Here is an 18866-nt window from a genome sequence, read left to right on the forward strand (position 1 = left end):
CGATATGGCGGCGCGCAGTGTACGGGTTGGTTACTTTAAAACCAGCGTCGCCCGACGAAATGCTGAGTCTTTAGTCAACTTTGTAAGTTTGCCTGAAAATACCGCAATAGAGCGGTCTGGTTGTCCTACAAAGCGCTTTTTGAACGCTTCAGGGACAGTAATGGAGGGATGCTGCCTTGGGTGCTTGTGCACTGGCGGATAGCGCCGTGCTGACTGTTTGATCACCGGGGCAGACGCAGAACGCAAAAGACCCGCCGAAGCGGGTCTTTTGTATGAGCGCTGCGGGCTTACGCCAGTTCGTCGAAGCACTCGGCGATGATCGCCAGGCCACGGTCGAGCAGCGCATCTTCAGCGGTCAACGGCACCAGCACGCGCAGGACGTTGCCGTAAGTACCGCACGACAGCAGGATCAAACCCTTCTCGCGCGCCTTGGCAACAATCTGCCCAGTCAGAGCGGCGTTGGGTTTGTGCACGTCGCCACCTTCACAAAGCTCCATGGCAATCATGGCGCCCAGGGCGCGCACTTCGCCGATGCTGTTGTGCTTGGTTTGAATGGCCTTGAGGCCAGTGACCAGGCGCTCGCCCACTGCTTTGCAGCGATCCAGCAGCTGCTCTTCCTCAAACACTTCCATCACGGCCAGGGCTGCGGCGCAGGCAATCGGGCTGCCGGCGTAGGTGCCGCCCAGACCGCCTGGGGCGATGGCGTCCATGTATTCAGCTTTGCCGCACACGCCCGCCACCGGGAAACCGCCGGCGATGGATTTGGCAAAGGTGGTCAGGTCGGCGGCGACGCCCATCTGTTCCATGGCGAAGAAGGTGCCGGTACGGCCCGCGCCGGTCTGCACTTCGTCAGCGATCAGCAGGATGCCGTGCTGATCACACAGGGCGCGCAGGCGCAGCATGAAATCTTTTGGCGCGACGTAGAAACCGCCCTCGCCTTGCACCGGCTCGATGATGATCGCGGCGATGTCGCGCGGCTCAGCATCATTCTTGAAGATGCGCTCGATGCTGGCGATGGCGTCATCGGTGCTCACGCCGTGCAGCTCGCACGGGTACTGGGCGCGGAAGATGCCGCCCGGCATCAGACCCATACCGGCCGAGTACGGCACGACTTTACCGGTCAAACCCAGGGTCATCATGGTGCGGCCGTGGTAGCCGCCGGTGAAGGCGATCACGCCAGCACGGCCGGTGGCAGCGCGGGCGATTTTGATCGAGTTTTCCACGGCTTCGGAGCCGGTGGTGACCAGCAGGGTCTTCTTGGCGAAGTCGCCTGGCACGCGTGCGTTAACTTTCTCGCACAGTTCAACGTACGGCTCGTACGCCAGCACCTGGAAGCAGGTGTGAGTCAGTTTGGTCAGCTGTTCTTGCACCGCCGCCACCACTTTCGGGTGCAGGTGGCCGGTGTTGAGCACCGCGATGCCGCCGGCGAAGTCAATAAACTCGCGGCCTTCAACGTCGGTTACGGTGGCGTTCTTCGCCGATTCAGCAAAGATCGGGTGGATCTGGCCCACGCCGCGTGGAACGGCAGCGGTGCGGCGTTGCATCAAAGATTCGTTGGTCTTGCTCATGATGTCCTCATTCGCCGGTTAATCTCGGCGTGGTTCAAGGATGTGTTACCGGCGGCGGCTTGGCAGTATTCGATGATCGACTGCCACAACACGCCCGGCCACAGCTATGTCCATATAAAGCCGAAGGCGCAGCGCTCTCGTGCGTCTTCGGCGGGGTTACTGCTACGTCGCCGGGATTAGATACCCAGGCAGAGGTATTTGATTTCCAGGTAATCCTCAATGCCGTACTTCGAGCCTTCGCGGCCAAGGCCCGAGGCCTTCACACCACCGAACGGCGCGACTTCATTGGAGATCAAACCGGTGTTGACGCCGACCATACCGTATTCCAGGGCTTCCGCCACACGGAACACACGGCCCAGGTCACGGGCGTAGAAATACGAAGCCAGGCCGAACTCGGTGTCGTTGGACATGGCGATCACTTCGGCCTCGTCCTTGAAGCGGAACAGCGGCGCCAGTGGGCCGAAGGTTTCTTCCTTGGCCACCGCAGCGTTCTTCGGCACGTCGACCAGAATGGTCGGCTCGAAGAAGCTGCCGCCCAGGGCATGCGGTTTGCCACCGGCGAGCAGGCGCGCACCTTTACTCAGGGCATCGGCGATGTGTTCCTGCACTTTGGCCACTGCCTTGTCGTCGATCAGCGGGCCAGTCGTGGTGCCTTCATCCAAACCGTTGCCGATCTGCAGTTTGGCCACGGCGGCGGCCAGTTTCTCGGCGAAGGCGTCGTACACACCGTCCTGAATGTATAGGCGGTTGGCGCAGACGCAGGTCTGGCCGTTGTTGCGGTATTTGGAGATCAGCGCGCCTTCGACGGCTTTATCCAGATCGGCATCGTCGAACACGATAAACGGCGCGTTGCCGCCCAGTTCCAGCGAGACCTTCTTGATGTCCTTGGCGCATTCGGCCATCAGCTGGCGACCGATTTCGGTGGAGCCGGTGAAGCTCAGCTTGCGCACGATCGGGTTGCTGGTCAGCTCGCCACCGACTTCACCGGCGCTGCCGGTCACTACGCTCAGCACGCCTTTTGGAATGCCAGCGCGCTCGGCCAGAGCAACCAGAGCCAGGGCGGAGAACGGCGTCTGCGAAGCCGGCTTGATCACCATGGTGCAACCGGCGGCCAGGGCCGGGCCGGCTTTACGGGTGATCATCGCCGCCGGGAAGTTCCACGGGGTGATGGCGGCAGTGACGCCGATCGGCTGCTTGATCACGATCAGGCGCTTGTCCGGCTGGTGGCCAGGGATCACGTCGCCATACACGCGCTTGGCTTCTTCAGCGAACCACTCAATAAAGGAGGCTGCGTAGGCAATCTCGCCCTTGGCTTCGGCCAGTGGCTTGCCCTGCTCCAGCGTCATCAGGCGGCCGAGGTCGTCCTGGTTCTCGATCAGCAGTTCAAACCAGCGGCGCAGCTTATTCGAGCGTTCTTTGGCGGTCAGGGCACGCCAGGCTGGCAGCGCACGGTCGGCGGCTTCGATGGCGCGACGGGTTTCCGCTGCACCCATTTTCGGTACGGTACCGATGATTTCGCCGGTGGCCGGGTTGTTGACCTTGATGGTCTGGCCGTTGTCGGCGTCCAGCCAAGTGCCGTCGATATAAGCCTGCTGACGGAACAGCTGGGTGTCTTTCAGTTGCATGGCAGTCTCCTAAATTCCGACACCCTGGCATCGGTACGTGTCATCGAATGTGCCGTACTGCAGCGCAGCTGGGCCTAATTTGTAGGGCTGGTGCTGGCCGTGGGCGGGCATGAGGTGCGCCGCGCACAATTTCAGCAAGAGCGTTTGAAATCTCAAACGAATCCTAGGGTCAAGAGGGGTAAAGGGCAATAGTCTGTTCGAAAAAATTAACGGAATATTGTCCTTATTCAAGGGATTTATACGAATAGACAGCTGGCGGTCGCTTAGCGTGCAGAATCACGAACAAGGCAGCAGCATGGACGCCCGCCAGCGACATGCGTATGATTGCGCCCGCGCTGCACCAGTAGCTCAGCTGGATAGAGTACTGCCCTCCGAAGGCAGGGGTCGTGGGTTCGAATCCCGCCTGGTGCGCCATATAAAACAAGGGCTTAGGTGAAAACCTAGGCCCTTTTTTTGCCTGAATGATTATGCGCGATGCCGTCTTTTGAGCCCTGCCAGTGATCCGGTGTTGAAAAATCGGTTCATTGTTTGGCCATATCGATCCGTCTGCTCAATCGCTGCACGCCATTGCCTGATGTGGCGCGCGTTCTGGCGATGTGCTGAATCCAGGCACCACAGGCGTTCAGTGCTTCGAGAGCTGAGGCCGTTTGCAGAGGCTTGTTGGCAGAGCCGCGCTGGGCCTGCAACTCAGTGCGCATTGGCCAATGCTTTGTTGATGTCGTCCGCCAGATCGGCCGCCACTTCATCAATGTTGCGGTTCAGTGCGCGACGTTCCAGCAGGAATTTTGCCGCTGCCAGCTGAGGGTTGCGCGTAACCAGCGCACCCGGCAGGCGTTTGGAGCGGTCCTGGGCTGTCAGTTGCTGCTGTTCTTCGGCGGCAAGGTCACTGATCCAGGCGTGCGCTTCAACATTGCTGGCACCTGCGCCGAAGCCAACAACCGTGCGTACCAGGCGCCGACCGGCTTCGCTGGACACCTGCCCTTGCACTAACCAGCCGCGGGTCGGCAATGCCGCCTGCGGACTGACGGGCTTGACCTGAATCTGGCGAGCCTGCAGCGCCCGAAGGAGCGCCTCATCCAACTGCGCCGCACGCTCACGCTGTTGGCTGTCTGCCGGGTTGTCCACCGCGAAAGCCGTCAGGTAGATGACGTTGGTGGGTTCAGTGGCGGCCGCGATCATCGGCAGCAAGAGGGCAAACATAGCGAGCAGAATCGGGCGCATAGAAACCATTGGCAGAGTGTGGAAGCTGCGACGCTAGAACATGCACGAAGAACTGTCGAGCCGCAGGCAGCGAGTTGCTCAGTGGCTGTGATGAGCGAAGCACGGCGATACCGTGGCGACCCTCAGAGTGTGTTTGGGATCACCAAGCCTTTGCGTCGGTATGCCTCTATATCAATGCCAAAGGCGCCGCTGCTATGCACCTCATGGATGCGATAGGGTTTGCCGCTGGGGTCCTTGGCGGTTTTGCCCAGGTCGATGATGCTTTCCTTGCAGGGTTGCTTCTGCCCGTCGAGCACGCGCAGTACCCTGGGTTTGAGTTTGTTGCCAGGCGGGCAGCCGATGATGATGCCGACTTCGCCATTGGTCAGCTCGACGATTTCCCCTGGCGGGTAGATGCCGACCATGCGGATAAAGCAGCCCACAATCTCTTCGTCGAAATGGCTGTTGACCGCTTCCAGCAGGATGCGCAGTGACTCCAGGCTGGATTTGCCCTTGCTGTACACGCGGTCGCTGTTGATCGCGTCATAGCTGTCGGCCACTGCGATGATCTTGGCGAAATAAGGGATCTTGCTGGCATCCAGGCCGCGTGGGTAACCCTGGCCATCCAGGCGCTCATGGTGTGAGTAGGCGACGTCGACGGTGGCGGCAGTGACCTGCTGGTTACTCATCAGCAGTTTGCGGCCCTCGGCGGCATGGCTCTGCATGATGCACAGCTCTTCGGCGGTCAGCGCGCCGGGTTTGTTGAGGATTTCGTTGGGCACCTTGATCTTGCCGACATCATGGAGCATGCCGCATACGCCGATTTGCTCAAGCTGATAGACCGGCAGACCCAGTTCCTTGGCCAGGGCAATTGAAAGGATGGACACACGCAGCGAGTGCTCGGCGGTGTATTCGTCGCTGTTCTTGATGCGCGCCAGCCAGAGCATCGCCGCAGGGTTGCGCAGGATGCTTTCAACACAGTCTTTGATGACGGCTTTGACCGCTTCAACATCCAGCTCCTGGCCGAGCTTGACCGCCTGCAGAATCCGCAACGACTCGTCGCGTGCAGCGCTCCAGGTGGGAGCGGCCTGGAGCATTTCCAGGTTGAAATCGACCTTGGCGATGGCCGGTTGCAGGGCTTCGGGCTGGGCGATATTGGCCGTGACCTGATCGTGTACCGTCACAGATTGCCGAGCATCCACCCAGACGTAGCTGCAGACTTCCTGCAGCAGGCGTATGTCCAGCTGCTGGCGGATGCGAAAGCCTTGAAAGAGGAAGGTGGTGTCTGTCCAGGGCCGGTCCAGCTCCACCACGTACATGCCGATGGTCAGTTGCGCAGCGTCAACTTTGATACGGTCTGGTTTGGCTTCGTCGGCCATGGGGCTTTCCAAAGGAAGTCGCGAAATACTGGCCATTAGCTACCCGTGGTGTGTGGGCAGCAAATTGCATTTACCTATTGATGGCGCTGGGTTGCAGCATCAGCGTGCTGAACGTGTGCCACTTCCTCAAGATTAGCCACCAATCGGCTGTTGTGGGGCACACCGTCGGCTGCTGTGCGATTAATGCGACAAGCCCAGGCGCTTGGCCAGGCGGATCAGATTGGCGCGGTCGATGCCCAGCTCGCGGGCGGCGGGGGCCCATTTGTGTTGATGGCGCTCCAGCGCCTGGCTGATCAGTTGTTTCTGGTAGGCGTCGATGGCTTCGCGCAGTGGCCGTTGGCTGTGTGGCTCTGCTGTGCGTTGAGTCTCAGGTGCTGCTGTTGGCTGGCTGCTCGGCAAATCCAGATGGGTGCTGTCAATGCTGAGGATCCGTGGGCGCTCGCTGCAGCCTGCCAGTGCCTTGAGCGCGGCGCGGCCAATCAGGTGTTCGAGTTCGCGCACGTTACCCGGCCAGTTGTACGCCAGCAGGCTGGCCTGAGCGTCGGTCGTCAGGCGCAGGCTGCGTAGGCCCAGGCGGGCACGGTTTTCTTCGAGGAAGTAGCCGGCCAGCAGCAGTACATCACGGCCGCGTTCGCGCAGCGCCGGCACTTTCAGCGGGTAGACGCTGAGGCGGTGATACAGGTCGGCGCGAAAACGCCCGGCGCGTACTTCCTCTGCCAGGTCGCGGTTGCTGGCGGCCAGCACGCGTACGTTGACCCGCTGCTCCTGGTCGGCACCGACGCGTTGCAGTTGGCCGCTCTGCAGCACGCGCAGCAGCTTGGCTTGCGCGGCCAGCGGCAGCTCGCCGATTTCATCGAGAAACAGGCTGCCGCCATCGGCCAGTTCGAACTTGCCGCGCCGTTCGTTGTGCGCGCCGGTAAAGGCGCCGCGCACGTGGCCGAACAGTTCGCTTTCCACCAGGTTGTCGGGCAGCGCCGCGCAGTTGAGGCTGATCAGCGGCTTGGCTGCGCGTGTGGATGCGGCATGCAGGGCTTCGGCAACCAGCTCTTTACCGACCCCAGTTTCACCGCTGATCAGCACGCTCAGTTCACTGTTGCCGACCAGCGCAATCTCCGCTGCCAGGCGTTTGTGCACGGCGCTCTGGCCGATCAGTTCGCGCGGGCGTTGCTGGACGGCGGCCTGCTTGTAGGCTTCGGCCAACTGGTGCTGATCCTCGGCGCGTTGCAGCAGCGCGTTGATCCGCTCGCTGGCCATCACGGTGGCGGCAGCCAGGCTGGCGAAGGCCTGCAGGTTGTCGAGATCGACCCGGCCGAAGCTCGCCGGATCCAGCGAATCGAGGGTCAGCAGCCCCCAGGGCTGGTCCTGCACATACAACGGGCAGCCGAGGCAGTCATGCACGGGCAGGTGGCCGCGATGGCCGTCGACCAGGCCGTCATAGGGGTCGGGCATCTCGCAATCGGTGGCAAAGCGGGTCGGTCCGCGTTGCGCCAGAAGCGCTTGCAGGCGCGGGTGTTCGTCCAGCTTGAAGCGTCGGCCGAGGGTGTCGGCGCTCAGCCCTTCAACGGCCAGCGGAATCAGCACATCGCCGTCGAGCTTGAGCAGAGCCACGGCGTCGCACGGCAGCAGCTGCCGCAGCGCCTGTAGCAGACGGCGATAGCGCTCGACTTCCGGCAGCTCACGAGACAGATCGGCGACCAAGGGAATCAGCGCGGTAAGCAGTGGATTTGCTGTCATAAGGACACGCTAGTTGTCATTAAGACTCAAAATTATTGCTGTCATAAAGACACAATAATTCGTAAGCCTATGATCTATATAAGTAAAATAATTGGCACGCTTCCTGTAGTAGTCAGAGTGATATGAACCGAACCGCTGCGCAAGTGCAGCGTGTCGCCCTGACGAGGAAGCGCTATGTTGACCCCTGCACAAACCGCCCTGATCAAAGCCACCGTACCGCTGCTGGAAAGCGGCGGCGAAGCCCTGACTCGGCACTTCTACCAGATGATGCTGAGCGAGTACCCCGAGGTGCGCGCGCTGTTCAATCAGGCGCACCAGGCCAGTGGCGGCCAGCAGCGTGCCCTGGCCAATGCGGTGCTGATGTACGCCCGGCATATCGATCGGCTGGAGGCGCTGGGGCCGTTGGTTGGGCAGATCGTCAACAAGCATGTGTCGCTGCAGATCCTGCCCGAGCATTACCCGATTGTCGGCAGCTGCCTGTTGCGGGCGATTCGTGAAGTGCTCGGTGCGGAGATTGCCACCGATGCGGTGATCGAAGCCTGGGCCGTGGCGTATGGGCAACTGGCAGACATCCTGATTGGCGCTGAAGAGGCCGCTTACAGTGCCAACGCCAATGCCGAGGGTGGCTGGAGCGGGGCGCGCAGTTTCCGCCTGAGCCGCAAGGTGCAGGAGAGCGAGGAGATCGTCTCGCTGTACCTGGTGCCGGCCGACGGTGGCGCGCTGGCGGCATTCCAGCCCGGCCAGTACATCGGCCTGCGCCTGCTGCTGGACGGCGGCGAACAGCGCCGCAACTACTCGCTGTCGGCTTTGAGCAATGGCCGCGAGTACCGCATCAGCGTCAAGCGCGAGGTCGGCGGCAAGGTCTCCAATTACCTGCATGACCAGCTGCAGGTCGGCGACAGCCTGGAGCTGTTCGCCCCAGCGGGGAATTTCGTCCTGCGCGAGTCGGCCAAGCCGCTGGTGCTGATCACCGCTGGCGTCGGTATCACTCCGGCGCTGAGCATGCTGGAAGCGGCGCGCGACACGGGCCGCGATATTCACTTTATCCACTGCGCGCGTCACGCCGGCGTGCATGCCTTCCGCGACTGGGTTGAGGCGCAGCGTGCTGAGCGTCCGCAGCTACGTCATTACGTGTGCTACAGCGAGCCGCGTGCGGGCGATCAGGGTGATGCCGAAGGCTTGCTCAGCCTCGAGCAGTTGGCTGAGTGGCTGCCTGAGCAGCGTGATCTGGATGCCTACTTCCTCGGCCCCAAGCCGTTTATGGCGCAGGTCAAACGGCACCTGCACAGCCTCGGCGTGCCGGCGGCGCAGAGCCATTACGAGTTCTTTGGTCCGGCCAGCGCGCTGGACAGTTAACAACGCGGCCTAGGAGGTGATTATGTTGGCGTATCTATCCTGCCCAGCGCGGGTACTGCAACTGGCGAACCGCATGCTGCTGGCTGGTGTGCTGCTGTTGCTCAGCGGCTTGCTGGGCGCTTATGGCCTGGAGGCGCAGCTGAGCATGGGCAGCCTGGTTACGGCGCACTCGCTGACGATCATTGGCCCAGGCCTTCTCAAGCTCGGTTATGTGCTGCGCCTGGCCGCGCAGCAACATCTGCGCAAGCAACAGGAGCCCTGCTGTGCAGTTGCGTGATCGCCAGCAGGAACTGGCCATTGCGCCACTGTGGCGGCTGGGTTTTCGCCCGTTCTTTCTCGGTGGCGCGCTGTTTGCCGTGCTGGCAATCGGTCTGTGGGCGGCGGCATTACTGGGTTATCTGCCGGGTTGGCAGCCGGTGGGCGGCAGCCTGGCGTGGCACCGGCATGAGCTGCCGTTTGGTTTTGCCGGGGCGATCATTGCCGGCTTTCTGCTCACCGCCGTGCAGAACTGGACGGGGCGGCCGGGCCTGAGTGGTTGGCCGCTGGCGGCGCTATTCGGCCTCTGGTTACTGGCGCGGCTGGGCTGGTTGCTCGGTGCGCCGTTGCCACTCTTGCTGGCGCTGCAACTGCCCTTTCTACCGCTGCTGGCGTTGTTGCTTGGACGGCAGCTGTGGCAGGTACGCCAGTGGCGCAACTACCCGCTGGTGGTTGTGGTGTTGCTGATGGCTAGCTGCGAGTGGCTGCTGTTGTATGGGCTGGCGCTGGGTGATGACGCTTTGCAGCGGCGCGGTGCATTGGCCGGGTTGTGGCTGATTGCTGCGCTGGTGAGCATCATCGGTGGGCGGGTGATTCCGTTCTTTACCCAACGTGGCCTTAATCGAGCGGAGCCTGCTGCACCGCGGCCGCGCTTGGATCTGCTGGTGCTGGTGTTGTCGCTAAGCCTAGCGCTGCTGTTTGCCAGCGGCTTGGCTTTGCAACCCTCGCTATGGCTGCTGCCGCTGTTGCTGGCTCTGGTTGCGCTGCATGGTGTGCGTTCGTGGCACTGGTACGACGCCGGGATCTGGCGCGTACCGCTGCTCTGGTCGTTGCACTTGGCCTATGCCTGGCTGCCGCTGGCGTTACTGGCCCTGGCGGCCTGGCATACCGGTTGGTTGCACAATGTCAGCCTGGCCTATCACGCCTTGGCATTGGGCACGGTGGGCGGGGTGATTCTGGCGATGTTGGCGCGGGTCAGCCTTGGGCATACCGGTCGGCCGTTGCAGCCGCCGGTCGCGATGGGCTGGGCGTTTGCCAGTCTGCAGCTGGCGGTTTTGGCACGGGTGCTGCTGGTGCCGTTTGCGCCGGCAACGGGGTTGGGTCTGTCCAGCCTGTTGTGGATCGCGGCCTTTGCCCTGTTCGTACGCTACTACGCGGTGATGTTCTGCACTTCGCGCGTGGATGGGCAGCCGGGTTAGCGCGCTCTACAGCACCCCAGCTTCACGCAAGGCGGCGATCTGCTCGGCGCTCAGGCCCAAGTGACGGGTGAGTACCTGCTCGGTGTGTTCGCCGAGCAGGGGTGGTGCGTTGCGGTATTCCACCGGGGTTTCGGACAGGCGTAGCGGGCTGGCGACCTGGGGTGTTGTGCTGCCCAGGCTATTGGGCAGGTCAAGTCGTAGGCCGCGCGCTTGTACTTGAGGATCGGCAAATACCTGAGCCAGGTCGTTGATCGGCCCGCAGGGTACGCCGGCGGCTTCCAGCAGCGTCACCCATTCGGCGGTGGTTTTGAACACCGTGGCCTGACGCAGCAGCGGGATCAGCTCGGCGCGGTGGGCGACGCGGGCCTTGTTTGAAGAAAAACGCGGGTCATCGGCCAGCGCCGTCAGGCCGGCAACCTCGCACAGCTTGCGGAATTGTCCGTCGTTACCCACGGCGATAATGAAGTTGCCGTCGGCCGAGGGGAAATCCTGATAAGGCACGATATTCGGGTGGGCGTTGCCCAGGCGTTTGGGCGCGACGCCAGTGTTAAGGTAGTTCATCGCCTGGTTGGCCAGGCAGGCGACCTGCACGTCGAGCAGTGCGACGTCGATATGCTGACCGAGGCCGGATTGTTCACGTTGGTTGAGTGCCGCCAGCACGCCGACCGTGGCGTACAGGCCGGTGAGAATATCGGTGAGGGCGACGCCGACCTTTATGGGGCCGGCGCCCTCCTCGCCGTCGGGCTTGCCGGTCAGGCTCATCAGCCCGCCGAGGCCCTGGATCATAAAGTCATAACCTGCTCGCTTGGCGTAGGGCCCGTTTTGCCCGAAGCCAGTGATGGAGCAGTAGATCAGCCGTGGGTTGATGGCTTTCAGTGAGGCGTAATCGAGACCGTAAGCCGCCAGGCCACCGACCTTGAAGTTCTCCAGCAGCACGTCGCAGTTCTGCACCAGCTCGCGTACCAGGCGCTGGCCTTCGGGCTGGGTGAAATCCAGGGTCACCGACTGTTTGTTACGGTTGGCGCTCTGGAAGTAGGCCGCCTCGCGCGAGTCATTCCCTTCGGCATCTTTCACATAGGGCGGGCCCCAATGGCGGGTGTCATCGCCGCTGCCGGGGCGTTCGACCTTGATCACCTCGGCACCGAGATCACCGAGAATCTGCCCGGCCCAGGGCCCGGCGAGTACGCGGGACAGGTCGAGTACGCGGATATGCGAGAGTGCGCCGGGCATAGGGATATCTCGAAAGTGGAAACGTAGGATGGGTCGGGCCGTGCAGGTTGAGCGCAGCGATACCCATCGGCCGAGTGATGGGTTACGCCGCTGCGCGGCTAACCCATCCTCCGAAGCGTTTTAGAAGAACGCCTGCAGGCCAGTCTGCGCGCGGCCGAGGATCAGCGCGTGGACGTCGTGGGTGCCTTCATAGGTGTTGACCACTTCCAGGTTGACCAGGTGGCGGGCCACGCCGTACTCGTCGCTGATGCCGTTGCCGCCGAGCATGTCGCGGGCCATGCGCGCGATATCCAGGGACTTGCCGCAGCTGTTGCGTTTCATCATCGAGGTGATTTCCACCGCAGCGGTGCCTTCGTCCTTCATCCGGCCCAGGCGCAGGCAGCCTTGCAGGGCCATGGTGATCTCGGTCTGCATGTCGGCGAGTTTCTTCTGGATCAGCTGGGTTTGCGCCAGCGGGCGGCCGAACTGTTTGCGGTCGAGGGTGTACTGACGCGCGGTGTGCCAGCAGAACTCGGCTGCACCCAGCGCGCCCCAGCTGATGCCATAGCGGGCGGAGTTGAGGCAGGTGAACGGGCCTTTCAGGCCGCGCACGTCGGGGAAGGCGTTTTCTTCCGGGCAGAACACGTTGTCCATGACGATTTCACCGGTGATCGACGCACGCAGGCCGACTTTGCCGTGAATCGCCGGGGTGCTCAGGCCCTGCCAGCCTTTTTCCAAGACAAAGCCGCGGATTTCGCCGGCATCATCTTTGGCCCAGACCACAAATACATCGGCGATCGGGCTGTTGGTGATCCACATCTTCGCGCCGGTCAGGCGGTAGCCGCCGTCGACCTTTTTCGCGCGGGTGATCATCGAGCCAGGGTCGGAGCCGTGATCCGGCTCGGTGAGGCCGAAGCAGCCGATGTATTCGCCGCTGGCCAGTTTGGGCAGGTATTTCTGCTTGGTCGCTTCGTTGCCGAATTCATAGATCGGCACCATTACCAGCGACGACTGCACGCTCATCATCGAGCGGTAGCCGGAGTCGATGCGCTCGACTTCGCGAGCAATCAGGCCGTAGCACACGTAGTTCAGGCCGCTGCCGCCGTACTCAGCGGGGATGGTGGCGCCGAGCAGGCCGGTGTCACCCATCTCGCGAAAGATTTTCGGGTCGGTCTGCTCATGGCGGAAGGCTTCGAGCACGCGCGGGGCCAGCTTGTCGGCGGCAAACTGCTGTGCGCTGTCGCGCACCATGCGCTCTTCTTCGGTCAGTTGCTGGTCGAGCAGCAGCGGGTCGATCCAGTTGAAGCTTGCCTTGGCCATCGCGAAAACCTCGAAATCAGACAGTGAAAGGGCGGGTATCTGCGCAGCCGTGCTGCGCTCGCCGGTGAGTGGATTGATCCTAGGCCGCTTGTGGCAGGCAGGCAAACGAGTATTGCGCACGCAGTTGTGCAATTTGCTCACTTCGAGATAGCTTTAGTGGGCCTATTTAACCGATCAAAGTGAGGGTGACGCACAGATGCGCCGCAAGATTCCCAGCACCGCCGCCCTTATCGCGTTCGAGTCCGCTGCTCGGCACCAGAGTTTTACCAAGGCGGCGCAGGAACTCAGCCTGACTCAGGGCGCTGTATGCCGGCAGATAGCCGCGCTGGAGGCCTTCCTTAATATCGAGCTGTTCCGCCGTTCGCGCCGTGGCGTGGTGCTGACGGAGGCCGGGCAATCCTACGCGCGGCGAGTGGCCGGACAGCTTGATGCGGTGGAGCGCGACACCCTGGCGGTGATGGGCCAGCAGGGCGCGATGAGCATCGAACTGGCGGTGGTGCCGACCTTTGGCACGCAATGGTTGCTACCGCGCTTGAAGGACTTTCAGCGACTGCATCCGGAGATCACGGTCAACCTGACCAACCGCACACGGCCCTTCCTGTTTGCCGATACCGAGTTCGACGCGGCGGTGTACTTCGGCGATGGCGATTGGTCCGGTACCCAGGCCCATCTACTGATGGGCGAAAACCCGATGCCGGTGTGCAGCCCTGCCTTGCTGGCGGGGCAGGCGGCGCTCAGTGCCGAGCAGATCGCCAGCTTACCGCTGTTGCAGCAGACCACGCGGCCTTACGCCTGGCGCCAGTGGTTCAATGCCCAGGGGGTGAGTACCGTGCGAGACATGACCGGGCCGCGTTATGAGCTGTTCTCCATGTTGGCCCAGGCGGCCATGCATGAGATGGGAGTGGCGCTGATCCCGCCGTTTCTGATTCGCCATGAGTTGGATGAAGGGCGGTTGGTGATTGCTGCGCCACTCAGTCTGCCGACGGATAAGGCGTATTACCTGATGATTCCGGAGCGCAAGTTGGAGTCAGCAGCTCTTATGCTCTTGCGGGATTGGCTGGTGCGCGAGGCACACGCTTATGCCTTGACCCATGGCCTGAAATAGACAACAGCCTGTCAGGTTGTTGGCGAAAAAGACCGTCAAGGCTTCGGCGGCAACTGGTCGTAAAATACTTTATCTCCCGAGACTGGCCGTCTAGAGTACGCGCCGGAGATATGTTGACCCCGTAGTCAGCTATCTGGATGGCTACACTTTCGCTACCTACAGCAGGTACAGGGTGTTGCATTTTTTGCACACAAACACCGCTGCAGCCCACTGAAACAGGGGTTTACTGCGCGAATAACCGCAACGCCGTTGATCTGATGGCGCTGTATTTGTTTCAAGAATGCATCGGTCTCGATTTATCCCAGCGAAAACGCTGCAGGCCTTTATCCAAAAGGCTTGCAAGGAATTGGCTGCCTATAAGGTCATGCAGTGACTTGTAGTTATCGCAAGGTTTTACTTCATAACGCCTTGAAGGCAATGGCTATCGCCTGCAAAATGCCGCGCCCCGCCATTGTGCAACTGAAGCCTGAGCGGGTTTGTGCTGATCCTCCCTAATGCCCGCGTGCCACCCGCAGTGCGCCGGTTCACCAAAAAGATCACGCAGGAGAATTGAAGTGCACATCGGTGTTCCTCTCGAAACCCATGCTGGTGAGACGCGCGTTGCCGCAACTCCCGAAACCATCAAGAAGCTGATCGGCCAAGGCCATCAGGTGACTGTTCAGACCGGTGCTGGCGTTAGCGCGAGCATTCCGGACAGCGCCTATGAAGCGGTTGGCGCGGCTATCGGCAACGACGCTGCTGCTTTTGGTGCCGATCTGGTGCTGAAAGTGGTTGCCCCAACCGATGCTGAGCTGGCGCACATGAAAGCCGGTGCCGTATTGGTGGGCATGCTCAATCCGTTCAGCAACGAGACCATCGCGCGCATCAATGCTCGCGGCGTGACCGCCTTCGCCCTGGAAGCTGCCCCGCGCACGTCCCGCGCGCAGAGCCTGGACGTGCTCAGCTCGCAGGCCAACATCGCCGGCTACAAGGCTGTGCTGCTGGCCGCGCATCACTACCCGCGCTTTATGCCGATGTTGATGACCGCTGCCGGTACCGTGAAGGCCGCGCGTATTCTGATTCTCGGCGCTGGTGTAGCTGGCCTGCAGGCCATCGCCACGGCCAAGCGCCTGGGTGCGGTGATCGAGGCTTCGGACGTACGTCCGGCGGTGAAGGAGCAGATTGAGTCGCTCGGCGCCAAGTTCGTCGATGTGCCATTCGAGACCGATGAAGAGCGCGAATGCGCCCAAGGCGTGGGCGGCTATGCCCGTCCGATGCCAGCCTCGTGGATGGAGCGTCAGGCCAAGGCGGTGCATGAGCGCGCCAAGCAGGCTGATATCGTCATCACCACTGCACTGATTCCGGGCCGCAAGGCACCGACCCTGCTGCATGCCGCCACCGTGGCGGAAATGAAGCCGGGCTCAGTGATCATCGACCTGGCTGCAGCGCAAGGTGGCAACTGCCCGCTGACCGTCGCTGAACAGGTGGTGGTGCAGCATGGCGTGACCATCGTCGGCCACAGCAACTTGGCGGCTCTTGTGCCGGCTGATGCTTCGGCGCTGTACGCACGCAATCTGCTGGACTTCCTCAAGCTGGTTATCGACGGCGAAGGCAAGTTCCACCTCAACCTTGAAGACGACATCGTCGCTGCGTGCCTGATGTGCCGTGACGGCAACGTCGTGCGCACTAACGGCTAAGGGGAGCACCGCTCATGGATATGATTTCTGACGGCATCTACAACCTGATCATCTTCGTGCTGGCCATTTACGTGGGCTACCACGTGGTGTGGAACGTGACACCGGCCCTGCACACCCCGTTGATGGCAGTGACCAACGCAATTTCCGCCATCGTTATCGTCGGCGCCATGTTGGCTGCCGCGCTGACCGTGACCCCGCTGGGCAAGACCATGGGCACCCTGGCGGTGGCTCTGGCTGCGGTTAACGTGTTCGGTGGCTTCCTGGTAACCCGGCGCATGCTGGAAATGTTCAAGAAGAAAGCGCCTAAGGCGCAGGTGGAGAAGCACTGATGAGCATGAATCTGATCACTGTTCTCTACCTCGTCGCCTCGATCTGCTTTATCCAGGCGCTTAAAGGTCTGTCGCACCCGACAACGTCGCGTCGCGGCAACCTGTTCGGCATGATCGGTATGGGCATTGCCGTGCTCACCACCGTAGGCCTGATCTACAAGCTGGGTGCGGAAATCGCCACCCAGGGCATTGGCTACGTGATTGTTGGCCTGTTGGTCGGCGGTACTGCCGGTTCGATCATGGCCAAGCGCGTGGAAATGACCAAGATGCCGGAACTGGTCGCCTTCATGCACAGCATGATCGGCCTGGCAGCGGTGTTTATTGCCATTGCCGCTGTTGTTGAACCGCAGTCGCTGGGTATCGTTGCGGCGCTGGGCGATGCGATTCCGGCCGGTAACCGTCTGGAGCTGTTCCTCGGTGCGGCCATCGGTGCCATCACCTTCTCCGGATCGGTGATCGCCTTCGGCAAGCTCTCGGGCAAGTACAAGTTCCGGCTGTTCCAGGGCGCACCGGTACAGTTCAAAGGCCAACACTGGGTGAACCTAGCCATCGGTCTGGCGATTCTGGGCTTGGGCTTGGTGTACACCTTCACTGGTGATATCACCGCCTTCGCCATCCTGCTGGCCCTGGCCTTCGTCATCGGCGTGCTGATCATCATCCCGATTGGCGGCGCGGACATGCCGGTCGTCGTGTCGATGCTCAACAGCTACTCGGGCTGGGCAGCGGCCGGTATCGGCTTCTCGCTGAACAACTCGATGCTGATCATTGCGGGTTCGCTGGTAGGTTCTTCGGGCGCGATCCTCTCGTACATCATGTGCAAGGCGATGAACCGTTCGTTCTTCAACGTGATCCTCGGTGGTTTCGGTGGCGCGGCTGAAGCAGCTGGCCCTGCCGGTGCTCAGGAAGCGCGTCCGGTTAAGTCTGGCTCATCTGACGATGCGGCTTTCCTGCTGACCAACGCCGACACCGTGATCATCGTTCCGGGTTACGGCCTGGCAGTAGCCCGTGCCCAGCACGCGCTGATGGAGCTGGCTGAGAAGCTGACCCACCGTGGCGTGACCGTGAAGTACGCGATCCACCCGGTTGCCGGTCGTATGCCTGGCCACATGAACGTACTGCTGGCTGAGGCTGAAGTGCCTTACGAGCAGGTGTTCGAGATGGACGACATCAACTCCGAGTTCGGCCAGGCCGACGTGGTGCTGGTGCTCGGTGCCAACGACGTGGTCAACCCGGCGGCGAAGAACGATCCGAAGTCGCCGATCGCTGGCATGCCGATCCTCGAGGCTTATAAAGCCAAGACCGTGATCGTCAACAAGCGCTCGATGGCCAGCGGCTACGCCGGCCTGGACAACGAACTGTTCTACCTGGACAAGACCATGATGGTCTTCGGCGACGCCAAGAAAGTCATCGAAGACATGGTTAAAGCGGTCGACTAAACCTCGCTGCGACGCTGTAGAAAAAGCCCGGCTCAATAGCCGGGCTTTTTTCTGTCCACTCGATCAGAAAAGTGTTTTTCTCAAGGCAAAATCTGAAAAACAGGTCAGCTGTCACATAAGTGCAATTTGAAACTGTACCTATATGGTTTCACTGAAATTCAGTGCTAACCGCAGGTCTTTCATCTGCTTTTGTACCGTTTTTAGGCTAAAGCACTTATGGCCAGTACAGCTGAGTGTAAAACAGGTCAAGCAGTTACAAAGCAAACTATCTATTTGTGCTGCAATTTCATTCAGCTGTGGCTACAGCGAAGTGGGGGCAACAGCAATAATTCTCCCATCGCAACACACCACTGACCCGCCACAAGCGGAAGGATGACCACCATGGAACGTACCCTCAGTTCCGACCTGTTTTTCGATCACAGCCAATCCACCGGCTCCAGCGCTCTGCCGCTGCGCATGCTGGCTTCTGTTCTGCAATGGCAGCGCCGCGTTGTTAGCCGCCGCCAGCTGGCTCGTCTGGACTCCCGTCTGCTCGCAGACGCCGGTATCAGCGAAGCACAGCGTCACGCTGAACTGAGCAAGCCCTTCTGGCGTTAACTGCTGCCAGACACCGATTTCTGCTCCTCCCTTAATGGGATTTTTGAAAGCTCCAGCGCCCTGCGTGTTGGGGCTTTCTTTTTATGTGCCGTGGAAAGCGCTGAAGCAATTGCGTAGCTGCAACAGTCTGCTGTGCTGTTAAGCGGTACAGTTCTTATAAAAAGCTTACTGCGCCATAACAATTTTCAGGTGCTGTCTCTGACCCTGCTGTCAGCTTGCGCGCACCATGGACTGCCCTCTTCTGTCTCTGACAAGGAATTGCGCCATGGAACGCACGCTCAAACACCCATCCAACGCAACGGCTCGGGTAAATCAACCGCTCTGGTTGCGTGTCTATGCCGCGCTCTGTGGCTGGCAGCGTAATCTGCGGACTCGAAGCCAATTGGCGCGCCTCGATAGTCGTCAGCTGGCCGATGCAGGTATTACTGAGGCGCAACGACAGGTGGAGCTGGCAAAGCCGTTCTGGAGATAAATTGCCTGGCAACCAACCCGCATCGTCAAGGTCTACACTGAACCCAGCCTGTCTGTTGGGCCTTTTCAGGAGCGTGGATATGAATGCGATAAAGACCTTGAGCCTTGCGGCATTACTGGCGTTGACCGGCACGGCTAGCGCCACCAGCTTTGTGGTCACCACTGATGCGGTTGTGGGTGCGGTCGGGGCGACCTCGGAGGCGAGTTCCGATGTGTCGTCTTCCTTTACCGACGATAAGATCGTCTTGGCCGCGCGCGACGATGCTGCCGCGTTTGTTGCCAGCCAGGGCGACATCCGTGGGGCGCGCCTGGAGGCCGCTCTGCAACATATCCGTCAGCAGGTGCCGACGTTACAGGGCGACGATATGCAGTTGGCGACGGCCATCCTCAGCCTTTGAGCGCACACC

At 61.2% G+C, this 18866-nt stretch carries 17 protein-coding genes and 1 tRNA gene; 11 read left to right on the top strand and 7 right to left on the bottom strand.

Annotated elements, in window-relative coordinates:
• Positions 1-287: 287 nt before the first annotated feature.
• Both gabT and gabD read right to left on the bottom strand, forming a co-directional pair.
• A complete protein-coding gene (gene gabT, locus CUR33_RS12725) occupies positions 288-1568 on the bottom strand; it encodes a 4-aminobutyrate--2-oxoglutarate transaminase (protein ID WP_289238608.1) in 1281 nt (426 codons plus the stop codon).
• Positions 1569-1744: 176 nt separating this feature from the next.
• The gene (gene gabD, locus CUR33_RS12730; RefSeq protein ID WP_167146019.1) at positions 1745-3193 is read right to left on the bottom strand and encodes an NADP-dependent succinate-semialdehyde dehydrogenase; all 1449 of its coding nucleotides are present in this window, start codon (positions 3191-3193) and stop codon (positions 1745-1747) included.
• Positions 3194-3530: 337 nt separating this feature from the next.
• Between gabD and CUR33_RS12735 the strand changes: the two genes are divergently transcribed.
• Positions 3531-3607 (top strand) — tRNA-Arg (locus tag CUR33_RS12735).
• Positions 3608-3880: 273 nt separating this feature from the next.
• Here CUR33_RS12735 and CUR33_RS12740 read toward each other — a convergent pair.
• The 3 genes from CUR33_RS12740 to norR form a co-directional block, all read right to left on the bottom strand.
• The gene (locus tag CUR33_RS12740) at positions 3881-4393 is read right to left on the bottom strand and encodes a DUF4410 domain-containing protein (protein WP_289239883.1); all 513 of its coding nucleotides are present in this window, start codon (positions 4391-4393) and stop codon (positions 3881-3883) included.
• A gap of 143 nt (positions 4394-4536) precedes the next feature.
• On the bottom strand, positions 4537-5772 hold the full coding sequence (locus CUR33_RS12745; protein WP_090254338.1) for an HD-GYP domain-containing protein: 1236 nt from the start codon (positions 5770-5772) through the stop codon (positions 4537-4539).
• 180 nt (positions 5773-5952) lie between these two features.
• Positions 5953-7506 (bottom strand): nitric oxide reductase transcriptional regulator NorR, encoded by a 1554-nt coding sequence (norR, locus tag CUR33_RS12750; protein WP_289239884.1) that lies wholly within the window; start codon positions 7504-7506, stop codon positions 5953-5955.
• Between the two features lie 174 nt (positions 7507-7680).
• Here norR and hmpA point away from each other — a divergent pair, with 174 nt between their 5' ends.
• From hmpA to CUR33_RS12765, 3 genes are read left to right on the top strand one after another with little or no spacing between them, the layout of a single operon-like run.
• A complete protein-coding gene (gene hmpA, locus CUR33_RS12755; protein ID WP_289239885.1) occupies positions 7681-8862 on the top strand; it encodes an NO-inducible flavohemoprotein in 1182 nt (393 codons plus the stop codon).
• 22 nt (positions 8863-8884) lie between these two features.
• Positions 8885-9139, top strand: a complete 255-nt coding sequence (locus CUR33_RS12760) for a transmembrane sensor/regulator PpyR (RefSeq protein ID WP_289239886.1) — start codon at positions 8885-8887, stop codon at positions 9137-9139.
• A complete protein-coding gene (locus tag CUR33_RS12765) occupies positions 9126-10316 on the top strand; it encodes an NnrS family protein (protein WP_289239887.1) in 1191 nt (396 codons plus the stop codon). Before CUR33_RS12760 ends, CUR33_RS12765 begins: the two co-directional genes overlap by 14 nt.
• A gap of 6 nt (positions 10317-10322) precedes the next feature.
• On the opposite strand, the gene CUR33_RS12770 is transcribed toward CUR33_RS12765, so the two are convergent.
• Both CUR33_RS12770 and CUR33_RS12775 read right to left on the bottom strand, forming a co-directional pair.
• On the bottom strand, positions 10323-11546 hold the full coding sequence (locus CUR33_RS12770; protein WP_289239888.1) for a CaiB/BaiF CoA transferase family protein: 1224 nt from the start codon (positions 11544-11546) through the stop codon (positions 10323-10325).
• Between the two features lie 120 nt (positions 11547-11666).
• Complete coding sequence (locus CUR33_RS12775; RefSeq protein WP_090254350.1) at positions 11667-12845, bottom strand: acyl-CoA dehydrogenase; 1179 nt, start codon at positions 12843-12845, stop codon at positions 11667-11669.
• A gap of 196 nt (positions 12846-13041) precedes the next feature.
• Here CUR33_RS12775 and CUR33_RS12780 point away from each other — a divergent pair, with 196 nt between their 5' ends.
• From CUR33_RS12780 to CUR33_RS12810, 7 genes are all read left to right on the top strand, one after another.
• On the top strand, positions 13042-13950 hold the full coding sequence (locus CUR33_RS12780; protein WP_289239889.1) for a LysR family transcriptional regulator: 909 nt from the start codon (positions 13042-13044) through the stop codon (positions 13948-13950).
• A 554-nt stretch (positions 13951-14504) separates the two neighbouring features.
• Positions 14505-15626: a Re/Si-specific NAD(P)(+) transhydrogenase subunit alpha gene (locus tag CUR33_RS12785; protein WP_090254353.1), complete on the top strand. Its 1122-nt coding sequence runs from the start codon at positions 14505-14507 to the stop codon at positions 15624-15626.
• 14 nt (positions 15627-15640) lie between these two features.
• A complete protein-coding gene (locus tag CUR33_RS12790; RefSeq protein WP_090254355.1) occupies positions 15641-15955 on the top strand; it encodes an NAD(P) transhydrogenase subunit alpha in 315 nt (104 codons plus the stop codon).
• Positions 15955-17391: an NAD(P)(+) transhydrogenase (Re/Si-specific) subunit beta gene (locus tag CUR33_RS12795; protein ID WP_090254357.1), complete on the top strand. Its 1437-nt coding sequence runs from the start codon at positions 15955-15957 to the stop codon at positions 17389-17391. The genes CUR33_RS12790 and CUR33_RS12795 overlap by 1 nt, the downstream gene beginning before the upstream one ends.
• Positions 17392-17772: 381 nt before the next feature.
• Positions 17773-17988: a DUF1127 domain-containing protein gene (locus CUR33_RS12800; RefSeq protein WP_090254359.1), complete on the top strand. Its 216-nt coding sequence runs from the start codon at positions 17773-17775 to the stop codon at positions 17986-17988.
• Between the two features lie 265 nt (positions 17989-18253).
• Positions 18254-18460: a DUF1127 domain-containing protein gene (locus CUR33_RS12805; RefSeq protein WP_090254361.1), complete on the top strand. Its 207-nt coding sequence runs from the start codon at positions 18254-18256 to the stop codon at positions 18458-18460.
• A 79-nt stretch (positions 18461-18539) separates the two neighbouring features.
• Positions 18540-18857: a DUF2388 domain-containing protein gene (locus tag CUR33_RS12810; protein WP_090254363.1), complete on the top strand. Its 318-nt coding sequence runs from the start codon at positions 18540-18542 to the stop codon at positions 18855-18857.
• Positions 18858-18866: the final 9 nt, after the last annotated feature.

It is taken from the genome of Pseudomonas sp. FEMGT703P (assembly GCF_002786345.1).
GTDB lineage: Bacteria > Pseudomonadota > Gammaproteobacteria > Pseudomonadales > Pseudomonadaceae > Aquipseudomonas > Aquipseudomonas peli.

What these genes read in the sequence shown, in the direction of transcription:
- gabT (WP_289238608.1), bottom strand. Translation starts at nt 1,568, where the DNA reads ATGAGCAAGACCAACGAATCTTTGATGCAACGCCGCACCGCTGCCGTT.
- gabD (WP_167146019.1), bottom strand. Translation starts at nt 3,193, where the DNA reads ATGCAACTGAAAGACACCCAGCTGTTCCGTCAGCAGGCTTATATCGAC.
- CUR33_RS12740 (WP_289239883.1), bottom strand. Translation starts at nt 4,393, where the DNA reads ATGTTTGCCCTCTTGCTGCCGATGATCGCGGCCGCCACTGAACCCACC.
- CUR33_RS12745 (WP_090254338.1), bottom strand. Translation starts at nt 5,772, where the DNA reads ATGGCCGACGAAGCCAAACCAGACCGTATCAAAGTTGACGCTGCGCAA.
- norR (WP_289239884.1), bottom strand. Translation starts at nt 7,506, where the DNA reads ATGACAGCAAATCCACTGCTTACCGCGCTGATTCCCTTGGTCGCCGAT.
- hmpA (WP_289239885.1), top strand. Translation starts at nt 7,681, where the DNA reads ATGTTGACCCCTGCACAAACCGCCCTGATCAAAGCCACCGTACCGCTG.
- CUR33_RS12760 (WP_289239886.1), top strand. Translation starts at nt 8,885, where the DNA reads ATGTTGGCGTATCTATCCTGCCCAGCGCGGGTACTGCAACTGGCGAAC.
- CUR33_RS12770 (WP_289239888.1), bottom strand. Translation starts at nt 11,546, where the DNA reads ATGCCCGGCGCACTCTCGCATATCCGCGTACTCGACCTGTCCCGCGTA.
- CUR33_RS12775 (WP_090254350.1), bottom strand. Translation starts at nt 12,845, where the DNA reads ATGGCCAAGGCAAGCTTCAACTGGATCGACCCGCTGCTGCTCGACCAG.
- CUR33_RS12780 (WP_289239889.1), top strand. Translation starts at nt 13,042, where the DNA reads ATGCGCCGCAAGATTCCCAGCACCGCCGCCCTTATCGCGTTCGAGTCC.
- CUR33_RS12790 (WP_090254355.1), top strand. Translation starts at nt 15,641, where the DNA reads ATGGATATGATTTCTGACGGCATCTACAACCTGATCATCTTCGTGCTG.
- CUR33_RS12795 (WP_090254357.1), top strand. Translation starts at nt 15,955, where the DNA reads ATGAGCATGAATCTGATCACTGTTCTCTACCTCGTCGCCTCGATCTGC.
- CUR33_RS12800 (WP_090254359.1), top strand. Translation starts at nt 17,773, where the DNA reads ATGGAACGTACCCTCAGTTCCGACCTGTTTTTCGATCACAGCCAATCC.
- CUR33_RS12805 (WP_090254361.1), top strand. Translation starts at nt 18,254, where the DNA reads ATGGAACGCACGCTCAAACACCCATCCAACGCAACGGCTCGGGTAAAT.
- CUR33_RS12810 (WP_090254363.1), top strand. Translation starts at nt 18,540, where the DNA reads ATGAATGCGATAAAGACCTTGAGCCTTGCGGCATTACTGGCGTTGACC.